This is a genomic window from Rhizobium sp. SG741 (assembly GCF_012275435.1).
In the GTDB taxonomy this organism is placed as follows: domain Bacteria; phylum Pseudomonadota; class Alphaproteobacteria; order Rhizobiales; family Rhizobiaceae; genus Rhizobium; species Rhizobium lusitanum.
Genome location: NZ_JAAZQP010000002.1, coordinates 360182 through 374568, shown reverse-complemented (window position 1 = coordinate 374568; position 14387 = coordinate 360182). Strand labels below are relative to the sequence as shown.

The window sequence follows — 14387 nt, the reverse complement described above, 5'->3', positions numbered from 1 at the left end:
AGATCGAAAGAGTGGATGTTGGCGCGCTTGTCAGCGCAGCGCGTTCCTGACAGCGTCCTTGGCCTTGCCGAACTTGGTCTGGATCTTCCCTTCGACCTTTTCGACAGCGCCTTCGGCCCTCAGCCGATCGTTACCGATCAGCTTTCCGGCGACCTCCTTGATCGATCCGCTTGCTTCCTTGGCTGCACCTTTGACACGGTTCTTATCCATTGTCTTGCCTCCTTGGTTTTTTCAAAAGAAGAGGCATCGGTTTTCAACCGAGGCCGTAACAATGAAGTAGGGCGGCATGGTATACGCTTGCAGAGCAGGAATTACTATTTGTACTAGTAGAAAATAGCCTTTTTGAGGCTTGCAATGCCGATTCTTCGGTCCAGCGCCCAGACCGAAGCGGAATGACCTCGCATCAGGTCGATTTTCCAGTCTTCATGGGCATCGACATGCCTGTGAAGCCACGTTCCCTCGCCCATATGACGACAGCGGAGCGCCGGTTTACGCCGATCTTCGCGTAGAGAGACGCAACATGGTTGCGGATCGTGTTCCTGGAGAGGTGCAGCGTTTCGCTCATCTCGGCGTCGCTCTGGCCGCGGCAGATCAAAGCGAGAACTTCCCTTTCCCGTTCGCTGAGATCGAGGAGTTGCGCCGAGGGACCCTTGCCGTTCGAGACCTGCCGCAAAGTCGCGAGGCGATCGACAATGGAACGACTGAACCACGATGTATCGGTCATCACGCTCTCGATAGCCTCAATCAGCTCCGCTTCGCTGCGGCTGCGCTCGGTGACATCCTGCAACGACCAGATGACACATTGCTGGTCGCTGATCTCGACACGCTCGGCAGAGACAAGGCAGTCGGCCATCGAGCCGTCCTTCTGCTTCAGGCGCAAAACCTCGTCGCGAAGCGGCATGTTATCGACAAGCTTCTTTTCCATGGCGCGCCGGGCTGCAACATCATCCCACAGGCGCAACTCGCTTGCGGTCTTTCCAATAATCTCCTGGAGGCTGTAGCCCGAGAGCTGGGCAAAGGCATCGTTGACTTCGGTGAAGACGAAATCGCCCAATCGAGAAATGGCCGCCGGCGCCGGCGAGAGCCTGAATGACTTGGAGAACCGCTCCTCGCTTTGGCGAAGTGCGTTCTGGGCCTTTCGCCGTGCATCGAGATCGGCGAAAGTGAACAACATGCACGGCTCCTCGCCGACAGCGATGGGCTCGCCCGCTATGATGACCAGCCTATCGCCGCCACTCGGAAGCGGGATCAGGGCTTCACGCTGACGGATCAGCCGGCCTTCCACCAGCTTCGCCAACGCATCCTCGCCCGTATCGCAATTGGCAAACAGGCCCATCTCATCGACAGTTTTTCCAATGACGTCTTCCTTGGCGTAATTCGTCATCTCGACGAAACCCTGGTTGACGCGGATGAAACGAAGATCATCGAGACGGCAGATCAGACCGGGTGCCGGGTTGGCATTGAAGGCCCGCTCGAAACGCTCTTCCGCCTCGAAAAGCGGCGTCTCGTCACGAATGACGAGCGCAAGCACATCCGGGCGGACTCCGGCATCTGCAATGATCAGGCTGCGGACGGTGTGGACCCAGAAGAGATCCAGATCGGCGGCGGGCGATATTTCGACTGTGACCTCATCGACCGTCTCGCCGCACACCAGCCGCTCGATCGGATATTGGCCCTCGTCAAGCAGATGATTGTTGCGGTAGCGCAGCGTGAAGGCCTGCCGGTAGCCGGCTGCATCGCCACCCAGCTCCTCGATCGTCGACACCCTGTGCATCCGCAATGCGGCGCTGTTTGCCCAGGAAATAGCGCCTTCAGGGTCGATCAGGATGATGCCGTCGCTCAATCCGGCGACAAGTTCGCGCAATACGTTTCGATTGACGTTCGGCGGCTGCGGCCCATCGCTCATGAGGATCCTCATCTTGCTACTGGCAATTTAGATAGGGAGGCCAGCCGAGAAGAGAAGCTACCATGCGCTCGCAAGAGCAAGCACGGAAAATTACGAAAGCCTGCGGCTCATCATCGAGTAATCGATGCAGGCCGAAGGCGCCGCATTTTGCAGAAATAGCGGCAGAGCGAGGGAATGGACCGGGATTGTCAGCGCATCGAGCGTCGCCGTCTGCTCGGGTGAGAGCTGAACATCAAGTGCGCCGACGTCATCATCGAGCTGTTCCAAGGTATGCACACCGATAATGGTTGACGATACACCGGGCCGCGCCAATGCCCAGGCGAGGGCCACCCGGGCAGTAGTTGTGTCGAGCTCGGCCGCAATGCGGAGCAGAGCGTCGACGATTTCAAGACGCTGCGCATCGGGTTGCCGTGCCAATGGCGACGCGCGATCGGACATGAGGTTTCCGATGTTCTTGCGAGTGTATTTTCCGCTAATGAGCCCGCCATTCAGCGGCGAATGCGAGACGACGCCGAGCCCCATTCCACGTGCCATGGGAATGAGCTCGCTCTCAAACAGCCTGGCGGCCAGCGAATATTCGATCTGCAGACCGACGAATGGCGCCCAGCCATGAAATTGCGCGATCAGCTGCGCGTGCGCGACTTTCCAGGCCGGCGTATCGGAAATGCCGAAATAGCGCAATTTCCCCGATTGAATGAGGTCATTCAATCCTGCCAACACCTCGTCGAGGGGCGCCTGCATGTCCCAATTGTCAAGCCAATAAAGATCGAGATAGTCCGTGCGCAACCGCCGCAAGGTTTGTTCGCATGCCTCTATGATGGCTTCGCGACCCAGCCCCACGCCCTGCTGATCGACGCCGAACTTGGCAGCCATGACAAGCCGGTCGCGTTTGATCGAGTTCCTTGCGAGGTAATTGCCGACAACCGTCTGGGCATCCGGTTTTGCGTCACCCCTGCCCGTATCGAGATAGTTGCCGCCGAGATCGAGATAGTGATCGAGGATCGCCGCGGGCTTCTTGACGCGCGACTGCCAAGCGAAGCCTTCGCCGAAAGTCATGGTTCCCAACGCAAGCGGACTGACACGCAAGCTCGAACGGCCGAACGCGGCATAGTCATCAAGATGCATTCTTTGTCCCCCGACCCACCTGGAAGCCAATACTCAGCCTCCCTTACATATCTAATGTTACGGGAAAACAGGAATTAGACGGCAATTCACGATTTTACTATTCGGGAATCCGGATAATGGGCCGGACTCCTCCAACAAGTCGGATGGAAACGGAAGACCACGCCTCTTTTCGGGCGTCAAACTATGCCAAGGTGATGCCGCAACGCGCAAGTGTCTGCCATTCATGAACAGCGGACATGACTGCAATCGGAATTGCCCATCTTAACGCGGCGACTAGCCTCGGCTAGTCTTTCGTCCGATAATGGCAACTGCGCGCAGCGCTTATCGGTAGATGATAAACAAGGCGGACGAAACATGAAGACCATTGGCTATGCTTGCACCTCAGCGGATGCTCCGCTCGAGCCTTACAGCTTCGAACGACGTGCGCCGCTCGCAAACGACGTGGTAATGGAAATCACCTATGCCGGGATCTGCCATTCGGATATCCATATGGCGCATAATGACTGGGGCTTCACGCTCTATCCGCTGGTTCCGGGTCATGAAATCGTTGGCCGTGTCATCGAGATCGGCAGCGACGTCACCAAGTTCAAGGTCGGCGATCACGGCGCGGTCGGCTGCATGGTCGACAGCTGCCAGCATTGCGACCAGTGCCGCCGCGGCGAGGAGCAGTTTTGCCGCGAAGGCAACACCGGCACCTACAGCGTCCCAGACCGTATCGACGGTTCGATCACCAAGGGTGGCTACTCCAAGCATATCGTGGTGCGCGAAGAATTCGTCTGCACCGTGCCCGAGGGCATGGACCTGTCCCGCACCGCGCCGATCCTGTGCGCCGGCATCACCACCTATTCGCCGCTACGCACCTGGAACGTCGGCCCGCATAGCCGCGTCGGCGTCATCGGCATGGGCGGTCTCGGCCACATGGCCGTCAAACTCGCCGCGGCGATGGGCGCAAGGGTAACAATGATCTCGCGCTCGCCCGACAAGGAAAAGGTCGCCCGCGAAATCGGCGCCGACGACTTCCTGATCTCGACCAATGCCGGGGCGATGCAAGCCGCGGCCAACGCCTTCGACCTGATCATCGATACCGTCCCGGTCAAGCACGATCTCGATGCCTACATGCCGCTGCTCGACGTCGACGGGACGCTTGTTATCGTCGGCCAGGTCGGCCCCTGGGGCGAGGTAAACGGCCTGCCTTTCCTGATGGGCCGACGTCGCGTCGCGGGCTCGCCGATCGGCGGCATGCGCGAAACGCAGGAAGTGATCGATTTCTGCGCGCGCAAGGGCATTCTTCCGGAGTGCCGGATCATCCGTCCGGAGCAGGTCAACGAAGCCTTCGCGACCCTGCAGCGGGCCGATATTCCCTTCCGCTTCGTGATCGACATGGCGTCTCTGTCGGTTCCGGAAGCAGCCTGACAGGGCGCCTCGGCGCAGCGAACTTGGACTCTCATCCTTAAATCCCGGCCGCGTCATGGCGGCCGGGTTTGGTCATATTCGTTGATGACGGGATCAGCCTCGGTAACGCAACGCGTCGACCAACAGGGAGAACGCCGCCGAAGGCTGCCGGCGGCTCGGATAGTAGAGATGATAGCCGGAAAACGGCGTGCACCAATCGTCCAGGACGCGCACGAGCCGCCCAGCCGCCACATCCGCGGCGACATGATCTTCCATCACAAAGCCCAGCCCCAATCCCGCTCTCACGGCACGCACGATCATGCCGACATTGTTGAAGACGAGCTGACCGTCGACGCGGACGCGAACCTCGCGCCCGTCCTTTTCCAGCTCCCAGGCATAGAGGCCGCCGGCAGTGAGCAAACGCAGATTGATGCAGTTGTGATCAGCCAGATCGTTTGGCGTCTCCGGCGCAGGATGCCTGGCGAAATAGGCCGGGGAGCCGACGACGACCATGCGGATGTCGGGACTGATCTTGACCGCGATCATGTCCTTGGCGAGAGCTTCCCCAAGCCGGACCCCGGCGTCGAACCGATCGGCGACGATATCCCGCAGACCGGAATCGATGCTAAGCTCGACGCGGATATCGGGATATTGCGACAAAAGCCTTTCAAGCGCCGGCCATAGAACAGTCGTGGCGGCATGCTCTGCCGTGGTGATGCGGATGGTACCGGCGGGTTTTTCGCGCAGTTCGCGTAGAGAGGCGAGTTCGGCGCCGATGCTTTCCAGCGCGGGCCGAAGCGTGGCAAGCAGCCGCTCACCGGCTTCGGTCAGGGCCACGTTTCGGGTCGTGCGCGTCAACAGGCGCACGCCCAGCCGCGCCTCCAAACGCCGCACCGTATGGCTGAGGGAGGATTGCGACGTGCCGAGCCTGGCGGCGGCACGCGTAAAGCTCTTCTCTTCGGCCACGACAGCAAAGGCGTTCAGGTCGACCAGCTCCTCTCGCTGCATTTATGAACTCCTGATATAATTTTATGCCATTGATATCGTATGGTTCCTGCAATGCGACAAGTCTAAAGTCCCTTGAATAACGGCGATCACGCCGTAGTTTTTTATCGAGGAGTTCGAAGCCATGGACATCAAACGCAGCGGTTCCCAACCATCGGCCAAGGGACCGGAAGAGTATTTCACCGGCACGGTTCGCCTCGACGCGCCGTTCAGCGGCCGCGGCAATCTCAGTGGCGCAACCGTGACTTTCGAGCCGGGCGCCCGCACGGCATGGCACACGCATCCTTTCGGCCAGACCCTGCTCGTCGTCTCCGGTCTCGGACGTGTCCAGCGCGAAGGCGGTCCGGTCGAGGAAATCCGCCCCGGCGACATCGTCTGGTTCCCGCCAGGTGAAAAGCATTGGCACGGCGCGGCGCCCGATTGCGCCATGAGCCACATCGCGATCGCCGAGAAGGAAAACGGCTCGCCGGTAACCTGGATGGAGAAGGTGAGCGACAAGGACTATCTTGGGAAGCCGCAACCATGAAACCTCATGTCATCTGCCATATGATCTCGTCGCTTGACGGCGGGCTGCACCCCAGCCGCTGGACCGAGAGCCCAGACGGCAGCCGTGTGGATTGGACGGCACTGTACCAGTCGTGCCACGAGAAACTGGAAGGCGACGCCTGGATGGTCGGCCGCGTGACGATGGCGGAAATGAGCAAAGGCAATCCGCATCCGACGCACGAGCACGACAAGGTCGACCGATCCAGCCATTTCGCCAATCGGGAGGCTGCCAATTATGCGATTGCAGTCGACACGTCAGGCAAATTGCATTTCACCAAAAATGAAATCGACGGCGATCACGTCGTCGTCCTTCTTGGTGGCGACGTGCCGGACAGCCATCTTGCCGAACTGGCGGGAGACGGCATTTCCTACATCGTCTCCACACAGCCGCAGCTCGATCTTCCCGCCATGCTCGACACTCTCAATCGCGAGCTTGGCATCAAGCGCCTTCTGCTGGAGGGCGGCGCCGGCATCAACGGTTCCTTCCTCGCGGAAGGTCTGGTCGACGAAATCAGCCTGCTCGTTGCACCCGCTCTCGACGGACGCGCCGCGAGCCAGAGTTTCGTCGAATTCGGTGAAGAAGGCCTGGCGGGCAAGGTGGCACTTTCGCTCAAGAGCTGCGAAACGCTTGACCACGGCGTGATCTATCTGCGCTACACCGTCGCGCCGCGCTGAGGCTGGTCAAGGAGCACTTTGCCCAAGGCTATGCAGTCAGGTTTGGAAGGAGGCCGCCAGCGGTGGCCTCGGAAATCAACCTCAAGCTCAGCGGCCGGTCGTCTTCATCAGCTGTTCGGGATAGCGTTCGCCTTCAATGGCGATCTCTGCGGCAGCCCGCTGGATTTCGGCCAGGTCATCGGCACTCAGCTCGCGAGGCAGCATCTAACGATTAGACGGCATAATCGGCATAAAGTTATATTCATGATTCATGAGTGGGGAACGCCGAGCGCAAAATGCGTGCGCCCCCTGCTGCAAATGCTGGTCGCCATGAAGTCTAAGCTCGCCTCAGACGAGCTTTGCGACGATAATATCCTCCAGGGCCAGCGCCGCCCCCAGCAGCCGCTCGTCCTGTTCCTTCGGAGCGGACAGCAAGAATCCCACGGGCATGCCGGCGCTGCCGGTGCCGCAAGGCAGCGATACGCCGCACCAATCGAGGAAGTTGCCGATCAAGGTATTGCGCAATGTCTTGAAGTTGACCTTGACGAACAGTTCGTCATCCGCCTCAAGCGGCGCAAGCGCGGGCGCGACATGGGCGACAGTCGGATAGGCGACGAACTCATTCGGCCCGATCATGCCGGCCACGTACTTGATCAGCTGCTCACGCACCTGCAATATTTCCAGATAGCCGACCAGCGTGATCTTCTCGCCTAGGCGCGTGCGCGCCACGACACGCCGATCCATGGCTTCAGCCTCAGGTCCGGCCAACCGGCGATGATGCAGGGCGAAAGCCTCGGCGGTCACCAACGGGCCATGCTCGGCCATCACCTGAAAGAGCCTGTCGAAAGCGGGGAAAGCGGCGCGCCGGACCTTGACGCCGGCAGCGCTCAGCCGGGCAAGCGTCGCCTCGAACGCCTCCGCCACGCCGTCCTCGACATCGTCCATGACGACAGTGGTCGGCACGACGACTGAAAGTCCGGCAGGATTCGCGCGGATGATGTCGGGTGCCGCACGGCCACGCATCGCCGCATCGACCCAGACGGCGTCCTGAACGCTGCGGCACAGGGGGCCGAGCGAGTCGAGGCTGGTTGCCAGGGGAAAGACCCCCGCCATGCTGTAGCGGCCGCGACTTGCCTTATAGCCGACAAGGCCATTGAAGGCCGAGGGAATGCGCACCGAACCGCCGGTATCCGTGCCGATCGACACCGGCACCAGCCCGGAAGCGACGGCGACAGCGGAACCGGAGGAAGACCCGCCCGGTATCCGGGCGACATCCGTGGCCCGTGGATTAAGCGGCGTGCCATAATGTGGATTGAGGCCGAGGCCGGAAAAGGCAAACTCGCTCATGTTGACCCGGCCTATCGCGACCATGCCGGCTGCTTTCAGCGCCTCTACGACATCCGCATCCTCTTGCGCCGGCGCGGCATCCGCGAGCACGATCGATCCTGCCGTCGTGGGCAGGCCCCGAATAGCAAAAAGATCCTTCCAGGCCACCGGAATACCATCCAGCAACCCGCGCGAGCGCCCTTCCCGCAATCTCCTTGACGATGCAGTGGCTTCCTCGCGCGCACGCTCCTCGAGCAGGCGCGTAAAAATCGCCTGATCCTTGTGCGTACGGATCGCGTCCAGGCTCTCTTCGACCAGCGTGACAGGATCGAGACTGCCGGACTGGATCAGGACCGACAATTGCGCGATCGACTTGCCGAGATGTGTCTGTGTCATGACGCCTGCTCTCCTCTGCCGCCGACAAGCTGCATCCAGCGACGAACAAGATAGTTGTGCTCATCCATTGTCGTATTCCAAACCGCAATGCAATTGGCCCGCTGCCAATAGGACCCGCCGCTGCGCACCGAGCCCGCCTTTATCCTGATCTGCCCATCCGGTCCCGGCAGGTCTTCGGTCGCGGCGACCCCGTCATACCAGTATCCCCATTCCGCCGGCGTCATGAACTGACGCGAACGTTGCGGCGTTGAGATGTAATAGCCCTGCCGTGCGACGACGGCGCCCGGCCAGCCAGATATCCACCAGTTCAGATAGTCGTAGGCGACATCGAGAAGGCGACCGCTGAGATGTTTCGACAGGCATAAGCCACCATGCCAGGCGCGATAGCCCTCGGCGGGCACAGCCTGCTCGACCGGCACGCCCCTGGAATTCAGGATGCCGATGCCCGGCGACCACATGCTTTGAACGCTGGTCTCACCGGCGATCATCAGCCGGGCGGCGTCTTCGGCCGTCTTCCAGAAGTCACGGAAGAAACCGGCTTTCTTGCGCACTTCCAGCAAGTCGATCAGCTGATCGATCTCCTGCACCGACATATTGCCGATATCGTCGAAGGACATCAGGCCGGCAGCTTGTGCGGCGAGCGCCGCATCGAAAATGCCGATGGCGGGCTCGTCCACCAAGGCCACGCGCCCGGCCCATCTCTCGTCAAAGAGTGCGCTCCAGGAATGCATGCCGACGTCATCGTGCGCCTGATCGGTTCGATAGGCGAAGCTGTCAAAATTATGGGTGGTCGGAAGCATGGAGATGAAGCGCGAAGGCGTGTCGCCCAAGGCGAGATTCGGCTGAACGAAGAGCTTGCGGGCGGGCACATCGCCGAGCCCCAGCCGCGGGTTGGGTCCGATATGGCCGGTCTTCGTCAGATCGTTGATCTCGTCCCACAAGACGATGCGCTGCGTGTCGATCGGCTGGATGGCGCGCCAATGCCAGACGATATCGAGGTTATGAAAGCACTGATCGTAGATGTCGTAGGTTTCCGGCTCGCGCGCCGCCTTGTACTGCGTCGTCAGGAAGTCGTTATTGTCGAAGGTCACGTCGATGCCGAGATCGGTCTGCGCGCGAAGCCGCAGTTCCTCCAGCAGCGAGATCGCGGTGCCGAGAACGCGCAGACGCGGCCGCCCCGCCAGATGCAGGGCTGGAGCAGACACGGTCTTTGCCATGGGTTGATGCTTGTTCATGAAGGGATCGATTATCCTATTGCGCCGCCATTGCCAAAGAAGATGCGGCAGATGGCGTCTGCGGCATGCGTGCCAATGTGAAAACCTCGAAGGAGCGCTTGACCACGGCGCCATCGATCCCATCCAGGATGAAGACCAGACGTGACGTACGGTCGCCGGAGGGCCATGTGTCCATGTGAACCGGCGCGTGGACCAGATGCTGAACCCCATGCACCGCGACGGGACGCTCTTCGCCCTTGAGGTTGAGGATGCCCTTCACGCGCAGCACGCGCTCCCCGTGCCGGTTGAGCAGCATGGTCAGCCAAAGGCCGAAAGCGGTCCAATCGACGGGCCGGTCGACCCTGAGCGAGACGGAGGAAATCGCCGCCTGATGGGGCACGCCCTCTGCCGAAACGAGCTGCAACGGCTCCTCGCAATAAAAGCCGCTTTGCGACAGGCAGCTATCTGGCGAGACGCTGCCGCGCATGTCCGCAAGCGAGGACAGATCGAGATCGGGATCGGCTGCCATCAGGAGCGGGGCATCGGGATTGAGGATGCGAAGGCGCTCTTCAAGTGCCTGTCGGTCGCAATCCGCCGCGAGATCGGTCTTGGTCACCACAAGCTGATCGGCAATCGCCGCCTGCCGGTTGGATTCGATATAGGTCTCCAGCTGGCGCAATCCGTTGACCGCATCGACAGTCGTGATCACGTTGCCGGCACGGAAATGATGCCTGAGCACCGGATCGGCCTTGATTGTGGAGAGCACCGGAAAGGGGTCGGCAAGGCCGGTGCTTTCGATGATGACGCGGCGGAACGGCGGCAACAGCCCGCGGTCGCGTTTGGAATAGAGGTCCTTGAGTGCCGTGGCGAGCTCGCCGCGGACGGTGCAGCAAACACAGCCGGAGCGCAGCAGCACCATGTCGCCATCGACGCGTTCGACAAGATCGTGGTCCAGCCCGATCTCGCCGAATTCGTTGATCAGCACGGCCGTATCGGCAAATGCCGCATCCGCCAGGATGCGCTTCAACAGCGTCGTCTTGCCGGAGCCGAGGAAGCCGGTGAGAAGATTGACCGGCAGGAAGCCATCGGGCTCAATCATCATGCCGCGCCTCCATCCGTGTCATGAATACGATATCAAGGGGATCACACGGTCGGCCGACGAGCCTTTCGGCCGCCGGCCAGAGATGCCCGAGGTCTTCGATGATCTCGCTCGAGCCCGTTCTCGTGGATAGGACGAAGGACGCGCCCTGCCAATCGGAGAGAACGAGGCCAAAGCCGGAGAGCATTTCGTTGGCCGCACGGACGCGCTCGGCGCGTTCACGCCGCCGCTCCGGGCTGGCGTGATTGCGCGTGAAGACGCCCGGCCGGGCCGCAGCATCGGTCCAATGCTCATTGCCACCGAGAACACCGCACAGTGAGCACATGATGATCGTTCCTTCCGAAAACGGCTTCGCCCTGTCGAGACTAGCCGGCTATTTGGCGCGCGGGAAGCGGGCAGCGAAGTCGTCGGCGATCTCATTCATCGTCACGAACTTCACGCCCGGATGCTTGATCATATGCGCATAAAGCCGCTCCAGCATCATCAGCACCTGCGGCCTGCCGGCCACGTCCGGATGGATGGTGATCGGGAAGACGGCATAGTCCATTTCGCGATAGACCCAATCGAACTGATCGCGCCACATCTGCTCGATATCGTGCGGATTGACGAAGCCGTGGCTGTTGGGAGCCTTCTTGATGAACATCATCGGCGGCAGATCGTCGAGATACCAGGAAGCCGGGATCTCGATCAGATCGGTCTCCTTGCCCCTCTTCAGCGGCACCATCCATTCAGAGGGCTTGCGGGAATAGTCGATCTTCGTCCAGCTGTCTCCGACCCGCACATAATAGGGCGTGAAGTCTTTGTGCATCAGCGAGTGATCGTACTTGATGCCGCGCTCCAGAAGCAGCTCGTTGGTGACGTTGGAGAATTCCCACCAGGGCGCGACATAACCTGTGGGACGCTTGCCCGAAAGCTTGGTCACGAGCTCGATGCACTTGTCGAGGATCTCGGTTTCCTGCTCGCGCGTCATGGCGATCGGGTTTTCATGGCTGTAGCCGTGAATGCCGATTTCATGGCCGGCGTCGGCCACCGCTTGCATCTGCTCGGGAAAGGTCTCAATCGAATGGCCGGGGATAAACCACGTGGTCTTGATGCCGAACCGCTCGAAGAGCTTCACCAGCCGCGGGCTGCCGACTTCGCCGGCAAACAGGCCGCGCGAGATATCGTCAGGCGAATCCTCGCCGCCATAGGAGCCGAGCCAGCCGGCCACGGCATCGACGTCGACACCAAAACTGCACAAGATTTCCTTCGCCATGGGATGACCTCCTTTGATCAGGTTTTCTATAATCAGTGAGCTGGAATGACGGTCGCGTCGGCCGGATCCCAGGTAAGCATGACCTCGGCCCCCACGGGGAAGGCGCCGGGCCTGTATTTGTCGATATGTGCTTCCAGGGCGAGCCCCCGGCCATCGGGCAGGCTGACGCCGATCTGCGAGATATGGCCGACGACATCGAAGCGGTCGACGCGCGCGCCGACGACATTGCCGCCGAAAGCGCCGGCGAGGCTTTCTCGCGCCGAGGTCTCGGCCGCGTGCACTTCGATCGCTTCCGACGGAATAACGATATTGACCTTGCTGGAAAGGCCACCGTTGGCCTGACCTGAGAGCATGCCGAACGATGTGGAGACGAGCGTGTTATCGGCTTGAGCGCCGGCCACTTCGCCTTCGAAGATGGTATTGCGGCCGATGAACTGCGCGACGAATGGCGTGTCCGGGCGCGTGTAGAGCTGATGCGGCGGGCTGATCTGCTCTACCCTGCCCTGGTTCATCACGACGATCCGGTCGGACAGCGCCAGCGCCTCCGACTGGGCATGCGTGACGAACACGAAGGTCACGCCGAGCCTCTTCTGCAAGAGCTTAAGCTCGTTCTGGATCGCTTTGCGCAGATTGGCATCGAGGGCGCCGAGGGGTTCATCGAGAAGCAAGACGTCGGGCTCGACCACCAATCCACGTGCAAGCGCGATGCGCTGGCGCTGGCCGCCGGAGAGCTTGTCCGGCTTGCGCTCGGCAATATCCTCAAGCCCAAGCGTGGCGAGGATGCGGTCGACCCGCGCATCCCGCTCGCCCTTCACCACGCCTTTGACCTCGAGACCATATCCGACATTGCGCCGGACCGTCATATGCGGAAACAGCGCATAGTTCTGGAAGATCATCGATGTCGGCCGGTTCTGCGGCCGCACATCGTTCATGCGCTCGCCCTTGATCATCATGTCGCCGGAGGAAATGCTCTCGAAGCCGGCAATCATGCGAAGCGTCGTCGTCTTGCCGCAGCCCGACGGCCCCAGAAAGGCGATGAACTCCCCCTTTTTGATCGCAAGGTTGAAGTCGATGACGGCGGGAGTGCCATTGTCATAGACCTTGCCGGCATTGATGAGTTCCAGGTCATAAATCATGAGAGATCTCCGAGCGTGGGCAGAGAGGCCGGATTGGCCTCCCCGCGGGGCAAGAGGCAGATGGCCGAAGCCTGTGCCAGGCCCAGATCAGGCATTGAGGAATTCATCCCATTTCTGGACGAGATGGTCGTATTCATCCGGCCACTGGTGCCAATAGGCCACGTTCTTTGCGCGCTCCGAGAGCGAGCCGCCGTCGCGCAGGTCGCCTTCCTTGATGCCGCGCTCGGCAGCGCCCACCCATGGCTTGCCCTCGTACCAGAAGGCATATTTTTCCGGCGCCATGACCTTCTGGATATTGGTCGAGGGCGAGTAGTAGCCCTGCTCCGATACGGTGATGCCCGGCTCGCCCGACAGCCAGTAGTCGGCATAGGCGATCACGGCTTCCTTGTTGGGCGTGCCCGATATCATCGAAGGGCCGATCGCCCAGCCGCGATAGCCTTCCTTCGGCACCGCATATTTGCACGCCTTGCCCTGGGCCTTGACGGCCATGACCGCCGGCTGCCAGGCATCGCAGACAACCATCTCGCCCGATGCCATAAGGTTCACCAGCTCGCCGAAATCACCCCAAAGCGCCCGGAACTGCCCGTCCTTCTTCTTGGAGACGAGGAATTTCGCCGCTTCGTCGATTTCGGCGGCGGTCGGGTTGCCCGGGTTCTTGACGCTCGAAAGCCCGAGCGTGTTCATGGCCATGATGGCCTGGCCGAAGGCGATCAGCGGATCGGTATTGAGGCCCGACTTGCCTTTCCACTTCGGATCGAAGATCGCCGACCAGCTATTGGCCTCTTCGGCCGACAACACGTCGGGATTGTAGCCGATGGAATCGTAGTTATAGACGGCCGGCACCATGTTCAGCGTGGTCTTGGCATCGTCAGCCCAGATCTGGCCGACGATCTGCTGTTTCGGCCCCCACTTGTCGGATGGCGTCGTGAAGGTGTCACGAATATTGGCCCAATTCTTCAGCGAGGCGGCCGGGATCGCTTCGACATTGTTGGTCATCACGATCGACGGCAGGCGTTCGCCGATAATCTCCCAGCAATCGTAGTCCTTGGAGCCAGAGAGGATCTTCGTCTGCGCGTCTGGGAAGGTCGCTGCCGTGCCGGAGGTCTGACCGACGCCGCTTTCCTTGCGGAAATCGGCGAGGATTCGTTCCTGAACGGTGACGGAAAGACCGATGGTGCGCAGCTGCTCCTTGGCAAGACCGCTTGCCTGTGCGTAAGCCATCCGCGACGATAGGAATGGCGTGCCGCCCCCGATCGCCAGCGCCATCATGCCGGCCGATTGTTTCAACAGAGAGCGCCTGTTCATTTCCATTTTGGACATCTCATGTTCTCCT

General features: G+C 60.8%; 14 protein-coding genes and 1 pseudogene. 3 read left to right on the top strand and 12 right to left on the bottom strand.

Annotated features, from left to right (window positions below; translation table 11 throughout):
* Nucleotides 1-30 precede the first annotated feature (30 nt).
* From FHT29_RS07130 to FHT29_RS07120, 3 genes are all read right to left on the bottom strand, one after another.
* Nucleotides 31-210, bottom strand: a complete 180-nt coding sequence (locus FHT29_RS07130) for a CsbD family protein (RefSeq protein WP_037193245.1) — start codon at nucleotides 208-210, stop codon at nucleotides 31-33.
* A gap of 193 nt (nucleotides 211-403) precedes the next feature.
* On the bottom strand, nucleotides 404-1906 hold the full coding sequence (locus tag FHT29_RS07125; RefSeq protein WP_047554586.1) for a helix-turn-helix transcriptional regulator: 1503 nt from the start codon (nucleotides 1904-1906) through the stop codon (nucleotides 404-406).
* Nucleotides 1907-1996: 90 nt separating this feature from the next.
* On the bottom strand, nucleotides 1997-3031 hold the full coding sequence (locus tag FHT29_RS07120) for an aldo/keto reductase (protein ID WP_037192563.1): 1035 nt from the start codon (nucleotides 3029-3031) through the stop codon (nucleotides 1997-1999).
* Nucleotides 3032-3385: 354 nt separating this feature from the next.
* On the opposite strand from FHT29_RS07120, the gene FHT29_RS07115 reads away from it, so the two are divergent.
* Nucleotides 3386-4444 (top strand): NAD(P)-dependent alcohol dehydrogenase, encoded by a 1059-nt coding sequence (locus FHT29_RS07115; RefSeq protein ID WP_047638416.1) that lies wholly within the window; start codon nucleotides 3386-3388, stop codon nucleotides 4442-4444.
* A 93-nt stretch (nucleotides 4445-4537) separates the two neighbouring features.
* Here the strand turns inward: FHT29_RS07115 and FHT29_RS07110 are convergent, their stop codons facing one another.
* On the bottom strand, nucleotides 4538-5431 hold the full coding sequence (locus FHT29_RS07110) for a LysR family transcriptional regulator (RefSeq protein WP_047554582.1): 894 nt from the start codon (nucleotides 5429-5431) through the stop codon (nucleotides 4538-4540).
* 121 nt (nucleotides 5432-5552) lie between these two features.
* On the opposite strand from FHT29_RS07110, the gene FHT29_RS07105 reads away from it, so the two are divergent.
* Both FHT29_RS07105 and FHT29_RS07100 read left to right on the top strand, forming a co-directional pair.
* Nucleotides 5553-5954 carry a cupin domain-containing protein gene (locus FHT29_RS07105; protein ID WP_047554580.1) on the top strand — a complete coding sequence of 134 codons (402 nt, stop codon included), beginning with the start codon at nucleotides 5553-5555 and terminating at the stop codon, nucleotides 5952-5954.
* Nucleotides 5951-6649 (top strand): RibD family protein, encoded by a 699-nt coding sequence (locus FHT29_RS07100; protein ID WP_168599452.1) that lies wholly within the window; start codon nucleotides 5951-5953, stop codon nucleotides 6647-6649. The genes FHT29_RS07105 and FHT29_RS07100 overlap by 4 nt, the downstream gene beginning before the upstream one ends.
* 87 nt (nucleotides 6650-6736) lie before the next feature.
* Here the strand turns inward: FHT29_RS07100 and FHT29_RS07095 are convergent.
* From FHT29_RS07095 to FHT29_RS07060, 8 genes and pseudogenes are all read right to left on the bottom strand, one after another.
* Nucleotides 6737-6841, bottom strand: a pseudogene (locus FHT29_RS07095) (aldo/keto reductase); the annotation flags it as partial.
* A gap of 135 nt (nucleotides 6842-6976) precedes the next feature.
* A complete protein-coding gene (locus tag FHT29_RS07090) occupies nucleotides 6977-8350 on the bottom strand; it encodes an amidase (RefSeq protein ID WP_168599451.1) in 1374 nt (457 codons plus the stop codon).
* Entirely contained in the window at nucleotides 8347-9585 is a 1239-nt protein-coding gene (locus FHT29_RS07085) for an extracellular solute-binding protein (RefSeq protein ID WP_113108873.1), read from the bottom strand. Before FHT29_RS07085 ends, FHT29_RS07090 begins: the two co-directional genes overlap by 4 nt.
* Nucleotides 9586-9601: 16 nt before the next feature.
* Nucleotides 9602-10666 (bottom strand): GTP-binding protein, encoded by a 1065-nt coding sequence (locus FHT29_RS07080; protein ID WP_168599450.1) that lies wholly within the window; start codon nucleotides 10664-10666, stop codon nucleotides 9602-9604.
* Nucleotides 10656-10988 carry a hypothetical protein gene (locus FHT29_RS07075; protein ID WP_037192583.1) on the bottom strand — a complete coding sequence of 111 codons (333 nt, stop codon included), beginning with the start codon at nucleotides 10986-10988 and terminating at the stop codon, nucleotides 10656-10658. The genes FHT29_RS07080 and FHT29_RS07075 overlap by 11 nt, the downstream gene beginning before the upstream one ends.
* Nucleotides 10989-11036: 48 nt before the next feature.
* Complete coding sequence (locus tag FHT29_RS07070) at nucleotides 11037-11918, bottom strand: polysaccharide deacetylase (RefSeq protein WP_037192585.1); 882 nt, start codon at nucleotides 11916-11918, stop codon at nucleotides 11037-11039.
* A gap of 32 nt (nucleotides 11919-11950) precedes the next feature.
* Nucleotides 11951-13054 (bottom strand): ABC transporter ATP-binding protein, encoded by a 1104-nt coding sequence (locus FHT29_RS07065; protein ID WP_168599449.1) that lies wholly within the window; start codon nucleotides 13052-13054, stop codon nucleotides 11951-11953.
* Nucleotides 13055-13141: 87 nt separating this feature from the next.
* Entirely contained in the window at nucleotides 13142-14374 is a 1233-nt protein-coding gene (locus FHT29_RS07060; RefSeq protein ID WP_047554568.1) for an extracellular solute-binding protein, read from the bottom strand.
* Between the last annotated feature and the right edge of the window lie 13 nt (nucleotides 14375-14387).